Here is a 19,845-nt window from a genome sequence, read left to right on the forward strand (position 1 = left end):
AAATTCACAGAATAGAGTAGAGTTTTAGTTTTCGTATGGAGAAGTTTCATGGGTCTTGATATTTTAGATAGATTAATTGAATATGCTATAGCAGATTTATTTGAGGATACGAAATTGAAAATTTTGGGGTTTCCTTATAAATGTAAATTTGTAAAAAGGAGGAATCAAGAAAGTTTTTATATAAAAGATGCAGTTTTAAATTTCACAATGATTGCTAAAGACAATAAAATTGTACATTTTGAATTTAAGAAAGAGTATTTTTATAATGATATATATAAATTCCTTGTATACTCATCATTCCTGATATATGAAAATAAAGATGACTTTGAACTTATTTTAGTATATCCAAGTAAGACTAGAAAAATAATTAAAAGTATGGCTTTTACCTCACTAAGGTTTATGTATACTGATATATATTTAGATTGTTTCAATGGCGATAAATTGATCATGAAGTTGAGTTCCAAATTTTCTAAAAATAGGAGGTTCACTGATGAAGAATATTTAGCTTTATCTCTTATACCTTATATGTATTCTAGGCGGGAAAAGATAACTCTTATAATAGAAGGATTAAGGCTTGCAAATTCTTTGAATTCCAAGAAAAAACATAGCGTAATTATAGTCATTCTTATCTTGGCAGAAGGATTTTTAGATGAGTCTGATATGTTTAAACTTAAAAAGGAGATAGAAATGTACAAAATTGGTAAGATGCTAATTGAAGAGGGCAAAAAGAAAGTTGCTGATGAGGTTGAACGTGAAATTTCAGGAAGAATGATTGAAAAAGGAAAGAAGCAAGCTAAGATTGAAATTGCAATTGACATGATGAAAAATAAAGAACCTCTAGATAAAATTATGGAATATACGGGATTTGATAAAAAAGATCTCGAAAAAATTTATTATAGTTTTAAGTAATGAGTCCGAAGTAGATTGTATTTACTTCGGATTTTTGTTTTTTGTATGTATAAAATTAAAACAGGGCAATAAAAGTTGACTCTGTCTTTATCATAAAAATATCTTTAATGTAGTCTGTTTGTAAACCTCTAGAGAGCCATTTAGTAGTCTTCATAGCTTCTTTCTTATTTTTCACAAAAATGAATTTATTATGGGTATCTGTATGGAGAGTAGCTTTTTGATATTGATTAGTAGGAATAGTCCCATGAACAATATAATAAGAGATAAAAATTAAGAATGAATCAATAATAACTGTTTTTAACTTGTGCTATGCAATCAAATGTTAATACATTCGGTGAATATTTGCTCGTATGAAGATGGGCGTATAGAGAATTTGATAGTAAGTAAAAGGCTCATGTTTATTTAACAAATGTTGTTAAGATTAGTTATTCAATAGAAGAGAAACATTTTATGGAGGAACATTGCCTTCCCCCTTATTCTTTAAAACATGATTTCGGTATTTAGTTGAAACCTTTAATGGTTTATCAGAGTTGTCCTTTCTTCAATTACATCTACAGACATATACTCATTTCCAGTTACAATATTGAGAGGATCTTCTTGCATAATATCGGCAAAAAGAAATTCTCCATAAAGGTCAACTATAGTTTCGTAATATTTCCATTCTTCTTATTAATGTACGATTCTAGGTGTTATAGCATTGCTATTAGCAATGTGGGTTAGTTTCTTTTTTCAATAACGAATTGAAAATATTTAATTTGACGCAGTAGTATAAATCACTTCTCATTCTTTGGTAAGTTTATATTCAAAGAATTGCATGAAAGTTAAACTTATATGGCGATAATATCTTTTAATCACTTAGTTGTATTTTCGTATGATATTATAAAAGAAGTAAAAGATAGTTTGTAAGCACTGTATTCGAACAGTGCTTTTTATTTTTAGGGGAAGACATAAAAAATAAAATCGATGATTTCGAGAAAGTATTAGTGTACAAGTCTAAAATGTTCGAAACATCAATGGATGAATTAAAATTCCAAGAAGAGATTGAGGTAAATATGAATAGAGTTTACAATAAAGTGGAAAATATGTGAAATATATAAGACAAGTATCTATATGGTTTACAGATATAGGAATAAGGATGGAATACAAAATTTTGAAAAGGGTGATTGTATTGAAATTATTATTGGCTGAAGACGAAAAGGAATTTGCAAATGCTCTGGTTGCTGTGTTGAAACATAATAAGTATTCTGTTGATGTTGTTAATAACGGAATGGATGCACTAGATTGGGCTCTATCAACTGAGTATGATGGAATTATTTTGGATATAATGATGCCTAAGGTTAGTGGATTTGAGGTTATAGAAGAACTTAGGAATAGGGGAAGCAATGTTCCTATACTTCTGCTAACTGCTAAAGGAGAAGTATATGATAAGGTAAAGGGACTTGATATAGGTGCAGATGATTATTTAACTAAGCCGTTTGCTATGAAAGAGCTTCTTGCAAGAATTCGGGCAATGACTAGGAGAAAGACAGAGTTTTTATCTAACGTTTTAAGTTTTAATGGAATGAGTTTGAATAGGGAAAATTTTGAATTATCCTATCTTGGTAAAAGCTTAAGGTTAGGAAATAAAGAATATCAAATGATGGAAATGTTAATGAGAAACCCTGATATGTTAATTTCTACTGACCAATTTATGGAGAGAGTATGGGGATATGATTCGGATGTTGAGATTAATGGAGTCTGGGTTTATATATCTTATTTGAGAAGAAAACTCTTGGCTATTAATGCACCATTTGAGATTAGAGCAGCCAGAGGAATTGGGTATAAGCTCAATAAGAAAGAGGAATAAAATGGTTAGGAGTTTACAAAAAAAGTTTATATTGATAACGGTTTTATCTTTATTTGTAGTTATATTCATAGTATTGAGCACTATCAATATTTTTAATATTATTCAGACTGAAAATAAAAATAATGGACTTATTAATATAATAATTGATCATGATGGTTTTCTTCCAAGAGAATCAAAAGATTTTAAACCAAAAATTAGAAATGGTTATGGATTTGGACAAATACCATTTGATTTTGAATATTCAAAAGAGACACCTTATCAAACTAGATATTTTTCAGTAAAGTATTTTGATTCTGGGGAAATGTCTGTGAATGTAAATAATATTGCTTCTATAAATTATGAAGAGGCTGTTGAGTTAGGAGAGTCTGTATTTAGATCAGGAGGGACTTTTGGATATAAAGGTATATATAAATTTAAGATATCTCAAAAATTAGGGTATAGACTTTTAGTTTTTCTAGATTGTAGAAAAGACTTTATTGTTGTACGAGATTTTGCAGTAGTTTCAATACTAGTTGGAATTATTTTTTTAATATTAGTCTCAATTTTAATAGGTATTCTTTCAAGAAGAGCTATAAGACCCATCGTCGAAAACATTGAAAAACAAAAAAGATTTATAACTGATGCTGGTCATGAAATAAAGACTCCCCTTGCTATTATTTCTGCAAATACTGAGGTTATAGAAATGTTTAATGGTGAAAGTGAGTGGACTCAAAGCATAAGGAATCAAATTGGTAGATTAAGTGAACTTATTAAAAATTTATTATCGTTGTCCAAAATGGATGAAAATGAGTTTAAGTTAGAGATGGAAGAATTTTGCTGTGGAGAAATTGTTTCTGATACTGTGGATAGTTTTGAGATGTTGCTGATTGGGAAAAATATAAGTTTTAAAAAAGAGTTAGATTCTAGTCTGAAAATGCTTGGGAATAGAAATAATTTTTGTAGTTTAATTTCCATACTTTTGGATAATGCGGTGAAATATACTCCTGTTGGTGGCAAAATAGAAATTACTTTTTTGAAGAAAGATGGTAAACTTGAATTTTTAATTTCAAATACGTGGGATAAGAATTTAAATGGTGATTTAAATTATCTCTTTGATAGATTTTATAGAATGGATAACTCAAGATCAAGAGAAGAAGGAGGATATGGAATAGGGTTATCTCTAGCTGAGTCCATTGTAAGATTACATAAAGGGAAGATAACTGCTAAAGGAAAGGGGGAGTACGTCTGTTTTAAATTTTGGCTGCCACAAAACTTACATAGAAAAAAGCAAAAAGCTTAATTATTAAAATTTATTTTAAGGTTAATTTAAAGTTTGTTTTGTATACTTCAATAAACATTAATCGCACGGACTGATTTTTGAAAGGGAGGTTGCAGATATGAGTAATATTAAATCAACTTTTGAAAGGTATGAAAAGAAGTATTTATTGGATAGTGATAAATACTTTAAATTTCTAGAAAAAATTAATAATAAGATGAAAGTAGATAATTACGGCGAAGCTACCATTTGTAATATATATTTTGATACAAAGGATTCACACTTGATAAGGTATTCTCTTGACAAGCCCGTGTATAAAGAAAAGCTCAGGATAAGAAGTTATGGTGTTCCGGATTTAACTAGTAACGTGTTCATTGAACTAAAAAAGAAGTATAAGGGAGTGGTTTATAAAAGAAGAGAAAATATGCGTCTTGATGAGGCAGAAAAATATTTATATGATCGTGTTGAGCCGAATTTTAAAAGTCAAGTTTTAAGAGAAGTAGACTGGTTTCTCAATTATTATGATGATATTATTCCCAATATGTATATTTCGTATGATAGAGTCGCTATGTACTGTGTTGAGGATTCAGAAATTAGGATTACATTTGATAAAAATATCTTATGGAGAGATGTCGAACTTGATTTAAAAAAAGGAAATTGGGGAGATTTTGTAATTGATAGAGGCGAGAGTCTTATGGAGATAAAGATCGCAGGTGGAATGCCTTTTTGGTTATGTGATGCACTTAATAGTTTAGAAATTTACCCACGTTCATTTTCGAAATATGGTACAGCATATCAAATTCAAAGTGGATTCATTGAGAGGATGAATCCGAGTGTGTTGAATAAGGATTATGTGTTTGCTTGCTAAGGTTTTAGTGTTTTTGAATTTGAAAAGGAGGATGTTGTAAAATGTTAGATGCATTATTTAATTCAGTCTTAGTTGAAGGTACGGTAATTGCTACATCGTCACTAGATTTTATAATTTGTACGGTTGCTTCTCTAGGATTGGGAATGATTGTAGCACTTCTTTATATGTTTAGGAGTTCTTATAATAAAGGGTTTGTAGTTACATTAGTTATGATGCCAGCAATTATTCAAATGGTTATAATGTTAGTTAATGGGAGTCTTGGAACTGGAGTTGCAGTAGCTGGTGCTTTTTCTCTTGTACGATTTAGGTCTGCAGCTGGTACAGCCAAGGAAATAACGAGTATATTTTTAGCTATGGCTGTAGGTCTTGCTACAGGTATGGGGTATATAGGAATAGCCATAGTTTTTATCATAATAATGGGTGTCGTTAGTATCGTGTTGAATTTAACTAATTTTGGTAGTTCAAATGGTTTCGAAAGATCCTTGAGGATTACTGTTCCAGAGTCTGTAGATTATAGTAGTTTATTTGATGATATATTTAATGAATATCTAAGGAATTGGGAAATTGTTCAGGTTAGGACTGTGAGTATGGGGAGTTTATTTAGATTGGAATACAGAATTGTTATGAGGGATATTTCTAAGGAGAAACAAATGATAGATGATTTGAGATGCCGTAATGGAAATTTGGAAATACTTTGTGGTAAGTTTTCTTCTTCAAGGGAGGAGTTGTAGATGAATTTTGGAAAGAATAAAAAGACTATTGGGATTGTTTTTTCAACATTGATTTTATTTGGATTGAGTTCTTGTTCGGGCTCTAGTGTTTCATCTAATAGAGATAGTTCTAGTATTGTCTCAAGTGAGACGCAAAAAGATAGTACCAATAGTCAGTATGGTCTTGAGACAATGAGTAGTTCGAATACAACCGTTGATTTCAATTCAGAATTGACTACATCGGTTGTTGATAAAGAAGTTAAGACCAAGGATAAACAAGTTAATTATGATAAGAGTACATCAAAAATAATAAACCTAAGCGATGGTTCTACGAATTTTACAGGTTCAGGAATTAAGGTTGAGGGAAATAAGGTAACAATTACTGAAGCTGGAACTTATGTTTTAAGTGGTACTTTAAGCGATGGTCAAGTCATAGTTGATGTGACTAAGGAAGATGATGTCATACTCGTTTTAGAGAACGTAAATATACATTCCGAAAAGAGTACTGCTATTTATGTTAAGAAGGCTGATAAGGTAGTTATAACTCTACCTAATGGTACAACCAGTACTTTAAGTGGAGGTGCAACTTATGAGAATATTGATGATAATAACATAGATGCAGTTTTATTCAGCAAGGATGATTTAACCATAAATGGATCAGGAATTTTAAATATTAATGCTAACTATAAACACGGAATAGTTTCTAAAAATGATTTAAATATTCTCGGTGGAACTTATAATATAAAATCTGTTTCTCAAGCTCTATCTAGTAAAGATGCTGTCAAAATATATGATGGAACTTTCAATATAGAGTCAAAAGGTAAGGGAATTAAGAGTGACAATGCAGATGAAACTGAAAAAGGAAATATATATATATCTGGCGGAACGTTTAATTTGAACACAGAGGACGATAGTATTCATACAGGAGGAAGTGTTGTAATAGATGGCGGTGAATTTAATATAAAAACTGGTGATGATGGTATCCATGCTGATAAAGATGTTGTAATTAATAATGGTACGATAAACATAACTGAGTCTTATGAGGGTGTTGAAGGTTATAAAGTTGTAATAAATGGTGGAACCTTAAACATCAATTCTAGTGATGATGCAATAAATGCGGCTAAACCTAATTCTGCATCAAGCGATGAGTCAATAAATGGAGTATCGAATATGCCCGAAAGACCTCAAGGTGATCCACCAACTTTTTCGGAAAGTGAACCAGGCTCTCGCCCTACACCTCCTGATCAAGCACAGTCCAATGCTAATGGAAGTCCACCTTCTGGAATGAATAAAGGTGGTGGAAGAGGATTCGAAGGTCCAGGAATGTCAAACGACATTAATGCATACATCAAGATAACTGGAGGCAATATCTCAATAACCGCAGGAGGAGATGGGTTAGATTCAAATGGTAGTATACTAATAACTGGGGGAGATATATTTGTTTCGAATGTTTCAAATACCTCAGATAGTCCTATTGATTACGATGGAAGTTTTAGAATTGAAGGTGGTACGCTTGTAGCCGTTGGGGGTAGTGGAATGATGCATAACTTTACCCAACAAGATGGATCCACGCAACGAAGTATATTTTATGGATTGTCGTCTCAACAAAGTAAAGGTAGCACTATAAAGCTCACAGATAGCACAGGAAAAGAAATTTTGTCTTGGGAAGTCCCACTAAATTACAATACGGTTATTATTTCTACACCAGAACTAAAAGAAGGTCAAACGTATAAACTTCAAGCTGGAACTGAAACTTTTGACATAACGTTAAATGATCTAGTGACAACTAACGGAATGTCAATGGGCGGGAGAAGAGGTCAAAGGCAAAAGTTTGATGATAGTAGTCAAAGGATGCCTGTTGATCAAAATGTAAGTAATGAAAATTTGTAAATGAAAAAGGATAGTTGGCAGACTATCCTTTTACGTTTTTTGATATATCCATTAGGGCATTTTCAATATCTGAATTTAGCTTCTGGCTCATTTCTTAAATTGATTGCTACACAAAGAGCAAGACCTTTAGTCTAATTTTTAAGTTAACAATAAATAATGGGATATTTATTTTGTACATTTTTTGAGAGAATACAAAAGATAATAGTATTAGATTTAAAATATATGAGTGTGAATATTAGTTAGTTTTGAGGGGTAATTGCTTTATGAAAATATCAGGTTTGGAACACAAGGACAATAGCAAGATTTTATCCAATAAAAGATTTGTTACGGGCAATAAAGATAATTTTTTAAAAGAAATGGAGAGCAATTTATTTAATAAATCGAGGAAAAATTTAAAAGATCTACTATCTTCCATAAGGAAGAAAGGTGATGATATCATCATAACAAAAAGTCATAGCGATGTATTGGAGTACAAGAATTTAGTAAAGCAATATTTGAAAAAGGTTATGGAAGATATGTATGAACTCAATAAATTTTCTGATACGTTTAGTTCTAGGTATTATTTAATTGTTGAAACCATTGATGGAAGACTTAAGGAACTTACTGATAAAGTTTTAAGTGGTGAAAAAGACAATATCGATATTTTAAATACTATAGATGAGATTCAAGGACTTATAGTAGATGTATATAAATAAATTCAAATAGCTCTCTTACGAATTTAAATTTTCAGTTTTAAATATGTTCGATATAAATTAAAATAACTTTGGGTGTTTTTTAGTATTTAAAATTATTGGAAGGAAATAAATAATTTGCTTGTGAGGAAATTAAATTTAAAAGGATTAATTTATTTTTTTGTAGGAGTTATATTTTTAACTTTTGGGATAAGGATAATAAGTATTTCAACTTTGGGACTTTCATTTTCAGATGCTATACCTATAAGAATTTCAGAAATGTTTAAAATACCTATATTTTTATCTAGTATTATGTTAGGTACGTTTACATTATTTGTTGAAATGATTGTTAGTAAAAGAAGATTCCCAAGATTTGAATGTTTGGTAGTTTCATTTTTTCTCGGACTCTTTGTGGATTTTTGGGTATTGATTATACCTAATTTTATAATTAGAGGAATAGTTTTGAATGTGTGTGTTTTTATAATTGGTGTTTTTATATTGTCGTTGGGTGCAGCTCTGTATCTTCAGCCTAATTATTCTCCACATCCGAATGATCTACTGCTTGTGTCTGTATCTAACAGATTTAAAATATCTATTTTAAAATCTAAAATATTTATTGATAGTATGTTTGCTGTAATTGCAATTATTTTATCATGCCAAATTGGAATAGGAAGTATTTTTAATACGATTTGTATAGGATTTTTTGTAAATAAATTATTTATATTTTTTGAGAAGATGTATCTAAAAAAACAATAGTGTAAGCGATGAATTCATCACTTACACTATTGTTTTTATTATAGTATCTTTTAAATTTGAGAGTATGAAAAAGATTAATTTCATATTTATCGAAGCGTCAAATTTATCTTTAGATTTTGAGAATTTGAGTTTTTCATAAGAGAAATTTGTATTTTTGTAAATTATCGGAGTTAAATTTGTCTCATCCATAGTCTTATATGATGAAGGTTTTAAAAATTTATCTGGTATGGAGAATTCTTCCTTATGTTCAAATTGAAAATACTTCTCTCCTTCATACCTTTTTGGAATATTTGGAAAACACGAAAAAATTTTACATGGAAGCAGTGTATTGGTATAAAAATTTATGGATTTCTGTTTGTTTGTTTTTGATAAATAAATTTGGTATGAAATTAAATCTTTGGAGCTTGCAAGTTCGGTTGACTCAAAATTTGGATTTGAAAATATATATTCAAATTCCCAAATATACTCTGATATTAAATTGATCTTTTCAATATCGAAATATGAGTCATTATTTAAAAAATGAGATTTGAATTTGGAGAATACATTGTATAGGAGAATTTTATCGTAGGTTTCTAATGAGGAAATTGAAATTTTTTCGGATAAAATTTCAAATAGCTCCATAGATAAATTTAAAAATTCATCTGGTGCATCTGGTTTAATCTCTAAATAAATTTGAAATGAGTTCATAAGTTCGACCAACTTCCTAGGCTTACATTGAAACATATCTTTTTTGAAGCTTAGAAACATTTTTTGTATTTCGTTTGAGAAATTTAAAAATGGAATTTTGTAAGGGCTTGTATCTTTTAACATTTGGGAGCATTTAAGGAAGCATATCATTAAGTATGCTTGAGCTGCAAAATCAAAAGGCTTATCTATAGATTCAAAGGTGTGTATACCGTCTCCTTCTTTTTTGTTTTTGTTTCCAGTATTTACGTATTTATCAACAAACAGTCCGAGTTCATTTCTAAAGTTGTTTGTGTAATAATTAAGTTGGCACTTTACGCAAGAAACGTAAAACTTCACAATGCTATGTCTTTTTTTCTCGTTTTTAATTATCTCATTGTAATATTCAGCAAGGGTTAGAAGCGATAATGACATATAAGAGTTGCTGAGTATGTCTATTTCTTTCTTGATCTTATCTTCCTTCCAGTGGAATACGTTATTTTCAGTTTTTATTTTTGGCTTTGCCTTTTTATAAACACAGCTTAAAGGATAAATGTTTTTTGTACCTGTAAGATCTGAGTTTGATGGTTTGTCTTTAAATTCCTTCCCATTTATTATTTCACCACATTTTGAATTCAAAAAAATCTGTTTTAAACTCTCCTTACTGAAATTGAACAATTGGTATTCAACAATTGGAAAGTTTAGAGAACTTAGTTTTAAAAATTTTCCTAAATGATTTTGTTCCATACAGATCACCTCTTAAAATATATTATGAGGTTCGTATTTTATTATTGACTTAATTATTAAAATCAGGTATGTGATATAATTGCATTCAGGGGTGATTTGATTTGAGAAAAGGGAAAATAGATTTAAAGGATTTAGATCAAATAATTCAATCGTATAAGGGAGCAACTCATAGAGAAACTTTGCTTAGACCTAGTGTTGGCGAAGATTCTTGTATTATAGATTTGAGATTATTAGATGAAGATGTTATGTTTATTTCTTCTGATCCTATAACGATTACATCAGAAAGTATCGGTAAGTTAGCTGTTATAATAAATTCCAATGATATATATGCGAGTGGAGGAAGATGCTACGGAGTGATTTTAAATATATTACTCCCTACGAATAGAAGTATAAAGGACTTTGAAAATGTCATGCGTGATATACATCTGGAATGTTTAAATCACAATTTGGAAATTTTGGGTGGTCATACTGAAGTGACTGAAGTTGTGAATGATATAGTTGTATGTTTAACGATAATTGGAGTTAGTAAACGTAATGAGATTGTGAAAACAAGTTCGTCTAACATTGGAGATTTAATATTTTTAACTAAGCCACTTGGGGTGGAAGGCACAATAATATTATTTGATAAGTTTAAGAGACATATGAAAAATATTTTATCTCAGGAAGAAATTAACGAAGTTGAAAAATTCCGAAATAAAATTTCTATAAAGCGTGAAAGTGAAATACTCAAAGGCTTCAAGGTCAATTCAATGCATGATATAACAGAAGGTGGATTGATAGGAGCATTATTTGAAATGAGCATTTCTTCCAATCAAGGATTTAAGATTTTTGAAAATAAGATTAATGTAAACAGAGTTACGAGAAAAATATGTAATTATTTAAACAGAGATGTCTACCATTTAATATCATCTGGGAATTTGTTATTTACGGTAAGCCCTGAGTACAAAGATAATATTAAGGAGGCATTCTTAAGTGAAGATATTGAGTGTTCTCTAATTGGAGAAATAGCAGAAAAAGGAAAATACATTTTCAGTAAAGGCAATGATGAACAAATACTGTTTAATATAAAAGATTCAATTTTTGATTAAGGAGGAAAATGTGATTTGGATTTAATTATAGCTAGCAATAACAAAAATAAAATTCGTGAAATTAAAGGTATGTTTAAAGATATAAAGATTCCCATATATTCCTTAGAGGATAAAGGGATTTCTATGAAAATTATCGAAGATAGAGATACTATTGAGGAAAATTCTCTGAAAAAAGCGAAGGAAGTTTATAGATACTTAAAGGATAAATCAAAAAAAGGATTTCTCGTTTTGAGCGATGATAGTGGTCTTGTGATTGAATATTTAAATGGAGCACCTGGAGTTATGAGTGCTAGATTTGCTGGAAATGATGCCACTTATGAGGAAAATGTGCAGAAGGTTTTGAAATTACTTAACGGTGTTGAGTATGATAGGAGAAATGCAAAGTTCTTGACAGTTCTTACCTTGATTGATGAACTTGGGAATGTAAACCAATTCTTTGGAGAGTTGTATGGTAGGATTATAGATGAGAAAAGGGGTACTAATGGTTTCGCTTACGATAGTGTATTCTTTTTAGAAAATGAAAAAAAGACACTCGCAGAACTAACTTTTGAAGAAAAGAATTTAATATCTCATAGACGTAAGGCATTAGATAAATTTCTAGATTATATAGAGAAAAATTATGAATCAAAAAACATTTTATAAAAATTAAAAAACCATTGACATATTAACTAAAGTATTATATTATTTAATGCGTGGGACGTGGTCTATGATTTGTCCTATCTTCATTCGGGGTGTGGCGCAGCTGGGAGCGCGCGTGCTTTGGGAGCATGAGGTCGCAGGTTCGATCCCTGTCACCCCGACCATTTGCGGGTATCGTATATCGGTAATACTCCAGCCTTCCAAGCTGGTAAGGTGGGTTCGATTCCCACTACCCGCTCCACTCATTTTGGTGAATGTAGTTCAGTTGGTAGAGCGCCAGATTGTGGTTCTGGTTGTCGTGGGTTCGAGTCCCATCATTCACCCCATGTGATTAAGGGATATAGCCAAGTTGGTAAGGCAACGGACTTTGACTCCGTCATGCGTAGGTTCGAGTCCTGCTATCCCTGCCATCACGGTTCGTTAGCTCAGGTGGTAGAGCACATGACTTTTAATCATGGTGTCCGGGGTTCGAGTCCCCGACGAATCACCATTTGCAGGTGTGGCGAAATTGGCAGACGCACTAGACTTAGGATCTAGCGCCTTACGGCGTGGGGGTTCGACTCCCTTCACCTGCACCACAATTTGTTATGCGGGAGTAGCTCAGTTGGTAGAGTGCCACCTTGCCAAGGTGGATGTCGCGAGTTCGAGTCTCGTCTTCCGCTCCATAGTTATGCGGGTATCGTATATCGGTAATACTCCAGCCTTCCAAGCTGGCAAGGTGGGTTCGATTCCCACTACCCGCTCCATGTATCCTTTTTCTTTGTGTCTTTAGCTCAGCTGGATAGAGCAACGGCCTTCTAAGCCGTAGGTCAGGAGTTCGAATCTCTTAAGACACGCCATATTTTTTTATAAAGCAATACCGAGAGGTGTTGCTTTATTTGTTTTTGACTTACTTGATAATGGACTTGTAAAATTATATAATAATAATTATTAATAACTATAAGGATAGTTTTAAAAGTTAAAATTAAAAGGGGAGATATTTTGATGACAATTGGTTTAGTTGGATTAGGAAGAATGGGATATAACTTAGCACTGAACATGAAGGACAATGGTCATAAGGTAGTTTGTTTCAATAGATCAAAAGAGAAGGTAAGTCAAGCTATAAATGATGGGCTTGAGGGAGTATTTTCTATAGAGGAATTAGTCAGTGAGTTGGAAGGACGAAGAGTTATTTGGCTTATGCTTCCGGCTGGAGATGTCATAGACAGTATGATTAAGTCAATAGTTCCTTTGTTAAATAAGGGAGATATTATAATTGATGGTGGTAATTCTAATTATAAGGATACCTTGAGAAGATATGAAGAATTAAAAGCACAAGGTATAGACTTTATTGATATTGGAACAAGTGGAGGAATTGATGGAGCTAGAAATGGAGCATGCACCATGATTGGAGCTGAGGAGGAAGTTTTTTCATATATAGAGCCTTTAGTTAAAGATATAAGTGTTGAGAATGGATATTTACACTGTGGTAAAAATGGTTCAGGTCATTTTGTGAAAATGGTTCACAATGGCATTGAATATGGAATGATGGCTGCTATTGGTGAGGGGTTTGAAATTTTAAAACAGAGTAGGTTTAATTTGAATTTCGAAAAGGTTTCTAAGGTTTGGAATAATGGTTCTGTAATAAGGGGTTGGTTAATGGAGCTTGCAGAGAATGCATTTAAGAAAGATTCGAGCTTGGATAAAATAAAAGGAGTTATGTATTCATCAGGAGAGGGTCTTTGGACAGTGCAGGAGGCATTGGAATTGAAAGTTCCTGCGACAGTCATAACGGAATCTTTAATGATGAGATATAGGAGTGAACAAGAAGACACATTTACAGGTAAGGTTGTTGCTGCTCTCAGAAATGAATTTGGAGGACATGCGGTAAAGGAAAATAAATAATTTGGAAATTGGTTGGAGGCAATATGAAGGAATCGAAAATTGTTGATCCGAATATTTTTGTTATATTTGGTGCTACTGGTGATCTCACTTATAGGAAGTTGATGCCAGCCCTTTACAATTTATATATACAAAATATCCTACCAAAAAATTTTTCTGTAATATGTATTGGACGAAGGGAACTCACGCAAAAAGATTATGAAGACAATGTTTTAAACTCATTAAAGGAGTTCTCTAAAAATACTTTTGATGTTGGTATTTGGAAAAGGTTCTGTGAGATATTCAAGTATCTAAGATTAGATTTTGTTAAAGATACGACTTACGATGCACTTAAGATATTCATTGGTAAATTGTGCAATGATCATAATTGTTCTGAAAATATAATGTATTACATGGCTGTTTCTCCTGAGTATTTTTCTATAATAGCAGATAGACTTAAAGAAAATGCATTGGTTGATAGAGAAAAGGGAATAAAAAGAATACTTATAGAGAAACCTTTTGGTGAAAATTTGAAATCTGCAATAGACCTTAATGAAAAAATAACCGATATTTTTACAGAGAGAGACATTTATAGGATTGATCATTACCTCGGTAAGGAAATGATACAAAACATAATGGCTATAAGGTTTGCAAATCCCATATTTGAGTCTATATGGAATAACAGATATATAGATAATATACAAATAATAAGCAGTGAATCTTTAGGGGTGTTGTCCAGAGGACAATATTATGAAAAGTCTGGAGCGTTGAAGGATATGCTTCAGAATCATATGCTTCAGCTATTGACTTTAATTGCTATGGAACCGCCGGTTTCATTAGAGACCGAGAATATAAGGGATGAAAAGGTTAAAGTTTTAAGAGCAATTCCTGAAGTTGATGAAGATTTTGTGATTAATAATATCGTAAGAGGACAGTACATAGGAGATAAAGATGGTAAAATGAAATCTTACAGAGATGAGGACAATGTTTCTCGAGACTCGAACGTCGAAACTTTTGTTGCACTTAAATGTTTTATAAATAATTACAGGTGGACAGGGGTTCCTTTTTATATAAGAACAGGAAAGAGACTTAAGAAAAAATTAACTGAAGTTGTAATACAGTTTAAGGATTCTCCATTTGTTTTATACGACGGAGATAGAAATGTTCAACCGAATTTGCTTGTTATAGGAATACACCCAGATGAAAGAATATTTTTAAGACTTAATGTTAAGAAACAAGGAAATAAAAATGAAATTATTCCGATTCAAATGGATTTTTGCCAAAATTGTCATTCTATAATTTCAGCTGAAGCTTACGAAAAACTTATTCACGATGCTATTAAAGGAGATTCAACTTTATTTACCAGATGGGATGAAACGGAATTTTCTTGGAGATTTGTAGAAAAAATATTGAATATATGGGGAAGTAGAGAGATTCCTCTGTACATGTATGATTCATTTAGTGATGGTCCAAAAGAAATGAATAAACTCCTTAATGGCGAAAATATGGTATGGTGGGATATTTAAAATGAAAATATATGATATATCAACTTTGATTCATCCAGATATGATTGTTTACAAAAATAAAAATGAAAAGAGACCTGTAATCACAATTGTAAATGATTATTCTAAGGGAACAAGTTATGAAAGCAGAGCTCTATTAGATATGCATGTTGGAACTCATATGGATGCACCACTTCATATGATTGAAGGTGGTAGCTCTATAGATGATCAGGATTTGTATAAGTGTGTAACAGATTGCAAGGTATTTGATTTAGTTGATGTTGAAGAAAAAATAGAAATGAAGCATGTTGAAAATTTAAATATATGTGAGGACGATTTTGTAATATTTAAAACTAAGAATTCTTTTGCCGATAAGTTTGATTGTAAATTTGTATTTATTTCAACTGATGTAGCTAGGTTTCTGGTTAAAAGAAAGATTAAGGGCATTGGCATCGATGCTCTAAGTGTTGAAAGAGATCAGCCAAATCATGAAACTCATGAAGCGTTTTTAAAAAATGGTGTAGCAGTACTTGAAGGATTAAGCCTTAGGGATATTAATCAAGGAGAATATTTTTTAGTGGCACTTCCTTTGAAGATTAAAGGTGCGGAGGGTGCCCCGTCTAGAGTTATCCTGATAGAGAGGTAATGTTTGAAGGGGATATAGTAAATTCTATATTCTCTTTTTTGTTGTCAAAAATTACAATTTGATATATTAAATTTTAAAATATTTATTGAACATAATAGAAATAGAAAGATTTTATAATTTATGAAAACTTGGAGTCTATAAGATTATGTTTAGCAAATTAAAATGTCTATTTAGTTTTAATTGGTTTTATATAGCTCTGTTTTTAGTTTTACTTGTTTTTAATTTTAAAGATGAGATATTAATCGGGAAGGAAACTCTCAGATTAATTATAACTAAGGATTATGATATGGACGATGAATTGAAAAGAATGTCTCAGGTCAATGATAAAGATTTTAATTTTATCGATTTAGATGAAATCTCCAAAGATGAATTTGTGATATATACAGGTAAGATTGATTACATATTTTTTCATCCGCTCGTTTTAAATTCTAGAAGAATACTTAATGCTAAAAATATTAACAAGAGAGTACTATATAATTTTTTTGTAACCGTAGATGAATTCAAGAAATTTCTGGATAAACTTTACGAAAATAATTATATAATTGTAGATATTTTTGATGTATACGAAGAAGTGTATAGAGATGGAAAGTTTAAGATTAAATACAAAGATCTAAAAATACCAAAGGGTAAAAGACCATTCGTATTATTTATTGATGATTTAGATTACAGTGAAAATGAGATTAATAGTTTACATAAGCTCGTAATAGATGAGAGAGATTTAAAGATAAAGAGTTTTGGTGTGGATATGGGAAAAGAGATCCTTAGAGATGACGTGGAGATTATACCCATACTTAATAAATTTATTGAAAGTCATCCTGATTTTTCTTTAAATGGTGCTAGAGCTGTTATATCTTTGACTGGTTCTAATGGGGTGTTTGGATATAACACTGGGAGAAATATAAATAAGCATAGATTAAACATTGAGGTTTTAAGAAAATTATCTGATGATATTTTTGATGCTAAGAGGGTCGCTGATAGATTGAAAGAAGAGGGATGGAGATTCGCATGTCGTACATATGATCATATGAATTTTAAAAATGTAACACTTGATTACATTAAGAGGGATGTAGAAAATTGGTTTAAGTATGTTTCGAATATCGTTGGAAATACGAATATATTTGTGTATCCATATGATAATTCGATAAGTGAAAATGATGAGAGGTTCAGGTATCTTAATGCAAATGGGTTTAATATTTTCTGTTCTTCGAATAAGGAAACTACTAAATATTCTTTTGTCATAAGGGACTATGTTGATATACGTAGGAATTTAATTTGTTATGAAACTTCAAAATACAGTAAGGAAGGTTTACATAAAATGTTTGAAGAAATAGTCACTTCAAATAGAGAAAAATTAGATAGTGGGTTTAAGTTATTCAATTAATAAACTTATTTTATAAATACTTAAGTTACAATATTATTTAACATATTCTAAAAATGTAAAATATAATATTTATTATTACTAAATTAAGGTGGATTCATTTGCAAAAGGGTTATTTGATTTTTGAGTTAAGAAAGGATAATGGTGCTACCCCTATCTCAAATGCACAGGTAAAAATAACTAAAATAGATGGAAGAGAAGTAAACCATTTGTTAAATGTAGATGAAAGTGGAAAGACAGATAAGTTTGAAGTTTATACAAAAGACAAATCTTTAACTTTTGATAAGTTCAATAGAGAAATTCCATATACAGAAGTTGATGCTGAGGTTAGATTTGAGAACGATAAGATAATTTTTATTGACGGTATACAAATTTATTCAGATATTTTATCGATACAAGAAGTGAAAATTGATAATAGAGAAGGTAAATTTAGATCCAACAAGGATAAAAAAGGAAAATCCAAAAAACATCATGTGCATTTTAAAAATCATCCTCCTTGTGTACTCGAAGGTGAACATAGTGATCATACGAATAATTTTAAGCAGGATGAAAAATCTATAAAACCTGTTTTGAAAACTTGTGATATTTTTATACCTGAGTTTATAATCGTCCACATAGGTTGTCCAGGTGATGATGGAGAAGTACTTGCAGTTCCATTTATTGATTATATAAAGAATGTTTCTTGTTCATCTGTTTATCCGACTTGGAGTCGAGAGGCTATATGTGCGAATGTTCATTCCATTATTTCATTTACTCTAAATAGAATATATACCGATTGGTATAAGAGTAAGGGATATGGATTTGATATAACTAGTAGCTCTGAGGATGATCAAATGTATGTTAAGGGAAGAAATTTATTTAGGAATGTTTGTGATATTGTTGATGAGATATTTTATACATGCATAAGAGTTAACGGATTTAGTCAGCCGTTTCTGGCAAAATGTTATAACTTTTCAAATTGTAGTGGTAGAAGCTTGTCTAGGTGGGGAAGTTTTGATTTAGCTGAAGATGGCTTTGGTGCTTTGGATATTTTGAAAAAATATTATGGCGATAATATTGAACTTGTCAATGTTGATGATGTTGGAGGAATTATCAATAGAAATCCTCAAAGAAATTTGTCAGTTGGTTCTGTTGGAGATGACGTTAGGTTTATTCAGAAAGCTTTAAATACTATTGCGAAACAATATGTCGGAATATCAAAAATACTAAATGAGGATGGAATATTTGGAGAAAATACGAGAAGGGCTGTGAGGGATTTCCAAAGGATTTTTAACCTAGATGCAGATGGAATTGTGGGAGTGAAAACTTGGAATAAAATTTCACTTTTGTATGCTTTGATTAAGAAGATATTTGATAATTCAAATAATATTGAAGAAATTATAAGAAATGCATTTCCAATGGAGTTAGGCAGCAAGGGAGAAGATGTAAAAAATATACAAAAATCTTTAAATTTTATCTTCAAAAAATATGGATCATTTGATAAATTAGATGAAGATGGGTATTTTGGTGAAAAGACTAGAGATGCCGTTAAAGAATTTCAAAAAAGGTTTGGGTTAGTTGTTGATGGCATTGTTGGTAAAGATACTATTGATAGAATAAAGTATGTTGAAAAAAATATAAATGATCTTTCTATGTTTGTTCCAAATGTATCAGACGACAACGAAGAATTTATAGAAGATATAAAGCAACTTAAAGATGACTTTAGGTTGATTTTGAGTTTAGAGGAAATAGAAATCCCTATGAAATTTGGAGATCAAGGAGAAAATGTAAAGAGTTTGCAAAGGGAACTAAATAACTTATCTAAATATTATGGATTTTTAGAAAAGCTTGATGAAGATGGAATATTTGGTCCAAAAACTAAGGAGACTATTTTAAAGTTCCAAAAAAGGTTTGGACTAAATGTTGATGGAATATTTGGAGAGGAAAGTTTAAAGAAATTAGTATCCTTAAATAAGGCTTTGGAAGAATTGCAAATTGATGGAGATTGTTGTAATATTAGGCAAGATAAGAAGGAAGAATGTGCTAAGAAGAAGAACTATATTATTGATATAGATAAAAGCAAGTTTAAGTCTGAGTATTCGATGGAATATCCTAATTTTAATTTGGAATATGGATGCACGTGTGGGTATGTTATACTTGTACAAAAATATATAAATTCGATTAAGAAAAACAATAAAAACTATTTTTCAAATAATGATGAGATTTTGGAAAATGGAAAATTTGATGACAATACTCTTAAGCATATCAAAGAATTTCAGGATAAGATTGGTTATGATAAAAATGGGATAATTGATAAATTGACTTGGAATAATCTTGTGAATGAATATGAGAAGTTTTACACTAAATAGGTTTGACTCATGGGTTTTCTAGCATGTATATGTTTAGAAAATCCTTTTTTATAAATTCTAAGTGTTATA

Annotated in this window: 16 protein-coding genes and 9 tRNA genes; 24 read left to right on the forward strand and 1 reads right to left on the reverse strand. The window is 30.8% G+C overall.

The features are described from left to right. The first annotated feature begins 48 nt into the window (after positions 1-48). The 8 genes from AALI31_RS05205 (at position 49) to AALI31_RS05240 (ending at position 8,905) form a co-directional block, all read left to right on the forward strand. A complete protein-coding gene (locus tag AALI31_RS05205; RefSeq protein ID WP_489885474.1) occupies positions 49-909 on the forward strand; it encodes a hypothetical protein in 861 nt (286 codons plus the stop codon). A 1,168-nt stretch (positions 910-2,077) separates the two neighbouring features. Then, complete coding sequence (locus AALI31_RS05210; RefSeq protein ID WP_489885553.1) at positions 2,078-2,755, forward strand: response regulator transcription factor; 678 nt, start codon at positions 2,078-2,080, stop codon at positions 2,753-2,755. A 1-nt stretch (position 2,756) separates the two neighbouring features. Then, a complete protein-coding gene (locus AALI31_RS05215) occupies positions 2,757-4,034 on the forward strand; it encodes a sensor histidine kinase (RefSeq protein ID WP_489885475.1) in 1,278 nt (425 codons plus the stop codon). A 97-nt stretch (positions 4,035-4,131) separates the two neighbouring features. Then, positions 4,132-4,878, forward strand: coding sequence for a polyphosphate polymerase domain-containing protein (locus AALI31_RS05220; protein ID WP_489885476.1), 747 nt, complete (start codon positions 4,132-4,134; stop codon positions 4,876-4,878). 41 nt (positions 4,879-4,919) lie between these two features. Continuing rightward, complete coding sequence (locus AALI31_RS05225) at positions 4,920-5,609, forward strand: DUF4956 domain-containing protein (RefSeq protein ID WP_489885477.1); 690 nt, start codon at positions 4,920-4,922, stop codon at positions 5,607-5,609. Continuing rightward, on the forward strand, positions 5,610-7,478 hold the full coding sequence (locus AALI31_RS05230) for a carbohydrate-binding domain-containing protein (RefSeq protein ID WP_489885478.1): 1,869 nt from the start codon (positions 5,610-5,612) through the stop codon (positions 7,476-7,478). Positions 7,479-7,741: 263 nt separating this feature from the next. Further along, the gene (locus AALI31_RS05235; protein ID WP_489885479.1) at positions 7,742-8,173 is read left to right on the forward strand and encodes a YaaR family protein; all 432 of its coding nucleotides are present in this window, start codon (positions 7,742-7,744) and stop codon (positions 8,171-8,173) included. Between the two features lie 120 nt (positions 8,174-8,293). Continuing rightward, positions 8,294-8,905 (forward strand): YczE/YyaS/YitT family protein, encoded by a 612-nt coding sequence (locus AALI31_RS05240; RefSeq protein WP_489885554.1) that lies wholly within the window; start codon positions 8,294-8,296, stop codon positions 8,903-8,905. 21 nt (positions 8,906-8,926) lie between these two features. Here AALI31_RS05240 and AALI31_RS05245 read toward each other — a convergent pair whose 3' ends face one another. Beyond that, positions 8,927-10,315: a hypothetical protein gene (locus tag AALI31_RS05245; RefSeq protein WP_489885480.1), complete on the reverse strand. Its 1,389-nt coding sequence runs from the start codon at positions 10,313-10,315 to the stop codon at positions 8,927-8,929. A gap of 101 nt (positions 10,316-10,416) precedes the next feature. On the opposite strand from AALI31_RS05245, the gene AALI31_RS05250 reads away from it, so the two are divergent. The 16 genes from AALI31_RS05250 (at position 10,417) to AALI31_RS05325 (ending at position 19,776) form a co-directional block, all read left to right on the forward strand. After that, positions 10,417-11,403 carry an AIR synthase family protein gene (locus tag AALI31_RS05250; protein ID WP_489885481.1) on the forward strand — a complete coding sequence of 329 codons (987 nt, stop codon included), beginning with the start codon at positions 10,417-10,419 and terminating at the stop codon, positions 11,401-11,403. A gap of 15 nt (positions 11,404-11,418) precedes the next feature. Further along, positions 11,419-12,045 (forward strand): RdgB/HAM1 family non-canonical purine NTP pyrophosphatase, encoded by a 627-nt coding sequence (gene rdgB, locus AALI31_RS05255; RefSeq protein WP_489885482.1) that lies wholly within the window; start codon positions 11,419-11,421, stop codon positions 12,043-12,045. An 85-nt stretch (positions 12,046-12,130) separates the two neighbouring features. Further along, positions 12,131-12,206: transfer RNA gene (locus AALI31_RS05260), tRNA-Pro, on the forward strand. A 3-nt stretch (positions 12,207-12,209) separates the two neighbouring features. After that, positions 12,210-12,283, forward strand: a tRNA-Gly gene (locus tag AALI31_RS05265). Positions 12,284-12,292: 9 nt separating this feature from the next. After that, positions 12,293-12,368 (forward strand) — tRNA-His (locus tag AALI31_RS05270). Between the two features lie 8 nt (positions 12,369-12,376). Further along, positions 12,377-12,452: transfer RNA gene (locus AALI31_RS05275), tRNA-Gln, on the forward strand. Between the two features lie 4 nt (positions 12,453-12,456). After that, positions 12,457-12,532: transfer RNA gene (locus AALI31_RS05280), tRNA-Lys, on the forward strand. Between the two features lie 3 nt (positions 12,533-12,535). Then, positions 12,536-12,620 (forward strand) — tRNA-Leu (locus AALI31_RS05285). A gap of 11 nt (positions 12,621-12,631) precedes the next feature. Further along, a tRNA-Gly gene (locus AALI31_RS05290) sits at positions 12,632-12,707 on the forward strand. Positions 12,708-12,714: 7 nt separating this feature from the next. After that, positions 12,715-12,788 (forward strand) — tRNA-Gly (locus AALI31_RS05295). 16 nt (positions 12,789-12,804) lie between these two features. Continuing rightward, a tRNA-Arg gene (locus AALI31_RS05300) sits at positions 12,805-12,881 on the forward strand. Between the two features lie 145 nt (positions 12,882-13,026). After that, on the forward strand, positions 13,027-13,926 hold the full coding sequence (gene gnd, locus AALI31_RS05305) for a phosphogluconate dehydrogenase (NAD(+)-dependent, decarboxylating) (RefSeq protein ID WP_489885483.1): 900 nt from the start codon (positions 13,027-13,029) through the stop codon (positions 13,924-13,926). 23 nt (positions 13,927-13,949) lie between these two features. Next, entirely contained in the window at positions 13,950-15,428 is a 1,479-nt protein-coding gene (gene zwf / locus AALI31_RS05310) for a glucose-6-phosphate dehydrogenase (RefSeq protein ID WP_489885484.1), read from the forward strand. 1 nt (position 15,429) lies between these two features. Then, positions 15,430-16,050, forward strand: a complete 621-nt coding sequence (locus tag AALI31_RS05315; RefSeq protein ID WP_489885485.1) for a cyclase family protein — start codon at positions 15,430-15,432, stop codon at positions 16,048-16,050. A gap of 145 nt (positions 16,051-16,195) precedes the next feature. Then, positions 16,196-17,431 (forward strand): polysaccharide deacetylase family protein, encoded by a 1,236-nt coding sequence (locus AALI31_RS05320; protein WP_489885486.1) that lies wholly within the window; start codon positions 16,196-16,198, stop codon positions 17,429-17,431. A gap of 98 nt (positions 17,432-17,529) precedes the next feature. Beyond that, positions 17,530-19,776: a peptidoglycan-binding domain-containing protein gene (locus AALI31_RS05325; RefSeq protein WP_489885487.1), complete on the forward strand. Its 2,247-nt coding sequence runs from the start codon at positions 17,530-17,532 to the stop codon at positions 19,774-19,776. Positions 19,777-19,845 lie beyond the last annotated feature (69 nt).

The organism is Anisomitus miae (SeqCode), from assembly GCF_054906395.1.